Source organism: Citrobacter sp. Igbk 14 (assembly GCF_028069825.1).
Classification (GTDB): domain Bacteria; phylum Pseudomonadota; class Gammaproteobacteria; order Enterobacterales; family Enterobacteriaceae; genus Citrobacter.
The window spans coordinates 1-5504 of sequence record NZ_JANEWM010000109.1; the positions used below are offsets into that span (position 1 = coordinate 1).

Here is a 5504-nt window from a genome sequence, read left to right on the forward strand (position 1 = left end):
ATCATCACCATTGTTATTTATTAGTTGCATTAATGTCTTTTACACGCCATTTTCATTCACTTCTGAAATATCTAACGGTGTGTTTATGCAATTCAATAATAGTCCACAGCGCTATGGCGTGGTGTCCGCCGCATTACACTGGCTGGTCGCTATTGCCGTCTATGGCATGTTTGCTCTGGGTTTATGGATGGTAACGCTCAGTTATTACGATGGTTGGTATCACCAGGCGCCTGAACTGCATAAAAGTATCGGTGTGTTACTGATGATGGGACTGGTTGTCCGCATTGTCTGGCGGGTTGTTTCCCCTCCCCCTGCCGCGCTGAAAAGCTATTCCCGTCTAACCCGCATTGCGGCGGCATTGGGCCACCTCACGCTATATACCCTGCTTTTTTCTATTGTCATCAGCGGCTATCTGATCTCTACCGCAGACGGTAAAGCAATCAGCGTATTTGGTTGGTTCGATGTTCCCGCCACATTTGCCAACGCAGGCGTACAAGCCGACATCGCCGGTAACGTGCACTTATGGCTCGCCTGGACCGTGGTGGTTTTATCACTTCTGCATGGGCTAATGGCCCTGAAACATCACTTTATCGATAACGACGATACCCTTAATCGCATGTTGGGAAAATCGTCATCTGACTATGGAGCTTAAAATGAAAAAAAACCTGCTGGGACTCACACTCGCCTCTTTATTATTCACGACCGGCTCTGCCATCGCGGCGGATTACAAAATTGACAAAGAGGGACAGCATGCCTTTGTTAATTTCCGCATTCAGCATCTGGGATACAGCTGGCTGTACGGCACATTTAAAGATTTCGACGGTACATTTACCTTTGACGAGAAAAATCCGGCTGCCGATAAAGTCAATGTCACCATCAACACCAACAGTGTTGATACCAATCATGCCGAGCGTGACAAACACCTGCGTAGTGCAGAATTCCTCAATGTGAGCAAGTTCCCGCAGGCCACCTTTACGTCCACCAGCGTGAAGAAAGAGGGCAACGATTTGGATATCACCGGTAACCTGACCCTGAACGGTGTCACCAAACCGGTAACATTGGACGCGAAGCTGATGGGTCAGGGTGGCGATCCATGGGGTGGCACACGCGCCGGCTTTGAAGCTCAAGGGAAAATAAAGCTGAAGGATTTCAACATTACCACCGATCTCGGTCCCGCTTCTCAGGAAGTTGAATTAATTATCTCGGTGGAAGGCGTACAGCAGAAATAACGTCCTATTGATGCCGGATGAGGCTTTTGCCACCATCCGGCATCGTGTTATTGCGCAGGATCGGGAATACCGAGCTTAGTATTTAAACGCCCCCGCGATTTATTAAAGATCTTATTGCCGTTCTCACGCCCGGCGCGACGACGACGCTGCTCTTCTTCTGGCAGTTCGCTCTCTTCACAACACAGTTCGCTACAGCAGCCTTTATACTTTTGCGCACAGGCTGGACACTGAATAAACAGCAGATGGCAGCCATCGTTTTTGCAATTAGTATGGCTGTCACATGCAGTACCGCACTGGTGACAATGCGAAATCACATCGTCAGAGATCCTCTCCCCCATGCGTTCATCGAAAACAAAATTTTTGCCGATAAAACGCACAGGCAACCCCTGCTCGCGCGCTTTGCGGGCATACTCAATAATGCCGCCTTCGATGTGCCAGACTTTGCTAAATCCGTTATGTTTCATCCATGCACTGGCTTTCTCACAACGAATCCCCCCAGTACAATACATAACGATTTTTTTATCCTTATGCTCCTGCATCATTTCTACCGCTTTCGGCAGCTGATCGCGGAAGGTGTCTGCCGGGATCTCCAGTGCATTTTCGAAGTGACCCACTTCATATTCGTAGTGGTTGCGCATATCAATAAACACCGCATCCGGATCGTCCAGCATAGCATTCACTTCAGCAGCTTTCAGATAATCACCCACGTTGCTGGCGTCAAAATCAGGATCATCAATGCCATCCGCAACAATTCGCTCACGGACCTTCATGCGCAGAACCCAGAATGATTTGCCGTCATCATCTAATGCAATATTGAGACGCAACCCGGATAATGCAGGATCAAATGCGTATAACTGTTGGCGAAACGCATCAACGTGACTTTGCGGTACACTGATTTGTGCGTTAATGCCTTCCCGTGCAAGATATACGCGGCCAAACACATTCAGTGTAGTGAACAGTTGATACAGTGCATCACGCGTTTGCTGAGGATCAGCGATGGTAAAATATTTATAGAATGAAATCGTCGTACGCGGCTCAGATTCCGCCAGCATTTTAGCTTTGAGCGCGTCATTCGAAATGCGGTTGTGTAACACTGGCATGGTGTACGTATCCTGCAATCAGTAAAAATGAAAATCGGCCGGCATGATAAAGCAAACATCGCCAATTTACATCCACACATTTTACGCTACATTTCATACTTCACGATAAAAACGCAACAACAATTGATGGTTTAATCACCGTTCTCCCGTCGTAAATTTTAGATACGCGCAAAAAAATGCGACAATACAGGGAATTGGTCGTTAGAAGACAGGATAGACATGACGAATTTACCCAAGTTTTCGGCTGCGCTACTGCATCCGCGTTATTGGTTAACCTGGTTGGGTATTGGCATCCTTTGGTTAATCGTGCAGTTACCCTACCCAGTGCTCTATAAATTGGGATGTGCACTAGGCCGTCTGGCATTGCGTTTGATGAAACGTCGGGCAAAGATTGTTTCCCGCAATCTGGAACTGTGCTTCCCGCAAATGAGCGAGCAGGAACGCCAGCAGATGATGGTAAAGAACTTTGAGTCTGTCGGTATGGGCGTAATGGAAACCGGCATGGCCTGGTTTTGGTCTGACAGGCGAATATCACGCTGGACTGAAGTTATCGGAATGGAGCATATCCGGGACGTTCAGGCACAAAAGCGTGGGATCCTGTTAGTTGGTCTGCACTTTTTGACGCTCGAGTTGGGCGCACGCCAGTTTGGCTTACAAGAGCCGGGAATTGGTGTGTATCGTCCTAACGACAATCCGCTGCTCGACTGGCTACAAACCTGGGGGCGTATGCGCTCCAATAAATCAATGCTCGATCGTAAAGACCTGAAAGGGATGATTAAAGCGTTGAAAAAAGGTGAAGTGGTCTGGTACGCGCCGGATCACGACTACGGCCCTCGCGCCAGTGTATTTGTGCCTTTGTTCGCCGTTGAACAGGCTGCAACGACGTCCGGAACCTGGATGCTGTCACGAATGTCGAATGCCTGTCTGGTGCCATTTGTTCCCCGCCGCAAACCTGACGGCAAGGGGTATCAATTGATTATGCTGCCACCGGAGTGTTCACCACCGCTGGACAATGCTGAAACAACGGCGGCCTGGATGAATAAAATCGTTGAAAAATGCATCATGATGGCCCCCGAGCAATACATGTGGCTACATCGCCGCTTTAAGACACGTCCTGAAGGCTCCCCCTCTTTGTACTGAGTCTTTGTTGCAGTCCTGTGGACTGCAACACCTTCTCTCCCCTTTTAGGTTTAACTGCTATCCGCATTGCAGCAACTATCAACCAGGCGCATAATTAGCCTGCTTATTTATATTTAATCGATAGCGCAAACAGCGCATCACACTGCGGATCGCTATGTCACCCTCTGATGTCCCCATAAACTGGAAACGCAATCTCACCGTTGCCTGGCTGGGCTGTTTTTTAACCGGCGCAGCATTTAGCCTGGTCATGCCATTTTTACCCCTTTACGTCGAGAGTCTTGGCGTGACGGGTCACAGCGCCCTGAATATGTGGTCAGGGCTGGTATTCAGTATCACCTTCCTGTTTTCAGCGATTGCCTCACCTTTCTGGGGCGGGCTGGCCGACCGTAAAGGCCGGAAAATTATGCTCTTACGCTCGGCGCTGGGTATGGCCATCGTCATGCTGCTGATGGGGCTGGCGCAAAATATCTGGCAGTTCTTGATCCTGCGCGCCCTGCTGGGTTTGCTCGGCGGATTTATTCCTAATGCCAACGCACTGATTGCAACCCAGGTGCCACGCAATAAAAGCGGCTGGGCGTTGGGGACACTTTCCACTGGCGGCGTCAGCGGTGCTTTACTTGGGCCATTGGCGGGCGGGTTACTCGCCGATCAGTATGGTCTGCGCCCCGTATTTTTCATCACAGCCCTGGTGCTGTTGATCTGTTTTATTCTGACACTCTTTTTTATCCGTGAACGCTTCCAGCCAGTGAGTAAGAAAGAGATGCTGCACGTTCGCGAAGTCGTGACGTCGTTAAAGAATCCAAAGCTGGTGCTGAGCTTGTTTGTCACTACCCTGATAATTCAGGTTGCAACCGGCTCCATTGCGCCAATCCTGACGCTGTATGTACGGGAGCTTGCGGGCAATGTCAGTAATATCGCGTTTATCAGCGGGATGATTGCCTCTGTACCCGGTGTTGCGGCCTTAATCAGTGCTCCAAGGCTCGGCAAATTGGGCGACAGGATTGGTCCGGAGAAGATCCTGATCGTGGCATTGGTTATCTCCGTACTGTTGTTGATCCCAATGTCATTCGTCCAGACACCCTGGCAGCTAGGCGTGCTGCGCTTTTTACTGGGTGCCGCTGATGGTGCATTGCTGCCTGCCGTACAGACCTTGCTGGTGTATAACTCAACCAACCAAATCGCCGGGCGCATCTTTAGTTACAACCAGTCGTTTCGTGATATCGGCAACGTGACTGGGCCGTTAATGGGAGCTGCTATATCGGCAAATTATGGCTTCCGTGCCGTCTTCTGCGTCACCGCGGGTGTTGTGTTATTCAACGCTTTCTACTCATGGAACAGTCTGCGCCGCCGCCGGGGATCTCAGGTCCCGGGATGATTTGCGTACTCATTCTCAATGGTCCCCCAACATATCGATTGGCTTAATGTGGGGGGATACGCAGAGTGAACTCAATTACAATTCTGATCGTACTGGCTACACACTTTTTTAAACGTCATGACACTCAATAACGCTTAATATTATTCTAGCTGTTATAGTAAACCACTTTATTTCTACCTGAGTTTTTTGCTTCATACAACGCAGCATCAGCATATGATACGATTTTATCAGCAGAATAATCATCAGATTTACTACAATATACACCGATGCTGATTGTCATTTTCTCTTTCAAACCATATATATTGGGCACCGCTGTTTCAGTCTCAACATTTTTTCTTATTCTTTCCGCAACAAACATTACTTCAGCTTTATCTTTACACTTAATCAGTATCCCAAACTCTTCCCCGCCAATTCTCGCAAAAATATCGGAGTCCCTGATCGATTTATTAACAATATCAACAATGCTCTTTATAACGCGATCGCCTTCCTGATGGCCATAAGTATCATTGATGCGTTTGAATTTATCTATATCCAGTATCATTATACAAACAGCACCTTTTACTAAAAATGACTTCAGTGCCTTATAGAATAATTTTCGATTATATATCTTAGTCATCGCATCTTTTATTGCTGAATCCGTCTCTCTCTTAAGAATAATGA

Annotated in this window: 6 protein-coding genes; 4 read left to right on the forward strand and 2 right to left on the reverse strand. The window is 48.2% G+C overall.

Going from position 1 to position 5504, the window contains the following annotated elements; translation table 11 throughout:
- The first annotated feature begins 85 nt into the window (after window positions 1–85).
- The gene (locus NNN64_RS22290) at window positions 86–652 is read left to right on the forward strand and encodes a cytochrome b (RefSeq protein ID WP_271442812.1); all 567 of its coding nucleotides are present in this window, start codon (window positions 86–88) and stop codon (window positions 650–652) included.
- A 1-nt stretch (window position 653) separates the two neighbouring features.
- Window positions 654–1229: a YceI family protein gene (locus tag NNN64_RS22295; protein WP_061068131.1), complete on the forward strand. Its 576-nt coding sequence runs from the start codon at window positions 654–656 to the stop codon at window positions 1227–1229.
- Between the two features lie 47 nt (window positions 1230–1276).
- Here the strand turns inward: NNN64_RS22295 and trhO are convergent, their stop codons facing one another.
- Window positions 1277–2329, reverse strand: coding sequence for an oxygen-dependent tRNA uridine(34) hydroxylase TrhO (trhO, locus tag NNN64_RS22300; RefSeq protein ID WP_271442813.1), 1053 nt, complete (start codon window positions 2327–2329; stop codon window positions 1277–1279).
- A 219-nt stretch (window positions 2330–2548) separates the two neighbouring features.
- On the opposite strand from trhO, the gene NNN64_RS22305 reads away from it, so the two are divergent.
- Window positions 2549–3469, forward strand: a complete 921-nt coding sequence (locus NNN64_RS22305) for a Kdo(2)-lipid IV(A) acyltransferase (RefSeq protein WP_005129093.1) — start codon at window positions 2549–2551, stop codon at window positions 3467–3469.
- Window positions 3470–3623: 154 nt separating this feature from the next.
- Window positions 3624–4844, forward strand: coding sequence for a multidrug efflux MFS transporter MdtG (gene mdtG, locus NNN64_RS22310; protein WP_202038309.1), 1221 nt, complete (start codon window positions 3624–3626; stop codon window positions 4842–4844).
- A 145-nt stretch (window positions 4845–4989) separates the two neighbouring features.
- Here the strand turns inward: mdtG and NNN64_RS22315 are convergent.
- Window positions 4990–5504 (reverse strand): GGDEF domain-containing protein (locus NNN64_RS22315; protein WP_271442814.1); only part of this gene is annotated, 515 nt, incomplete at its 5' end.

Bases quoted from the DNA above. Each gene is read 5' to 3' on its own strand.
- NNN64_RS22290 (WP_271442812.1), top strand. From the start codon at position 86: ATGCAATTCAATAATAGTCCACAGCGCTATGGCGTGGTGTCCGCCGCA.
- NNN64_RS22295 (WP_061068131.1), top strand. From the start codon at position 654: ATGAAAAAAAACCTGCTGGGACTCACACTCGCCTCTTTATTATTCACG.
- trhO (WP_271442813.1), bottom strand. From the start codon at position 2,329: ATGCCAGTGTTACACAACCGCATTTCGAATGACGCGCTCAAAGCTAAA.
- NNN64_RS22305 (WP_005129093.1), top strand. From the start codon at position 2,549: ATGACGAATTTACCCAAGTTTTCGGCTGCGCTACTGCATCCGCGTTAT.
- mdtG (WP_202038309.1), top strand. From the start codon at position 3,624: ATGTCACCCTCTGATGTCCCCATAAACTGGAAACGCAATCTCACCGTT.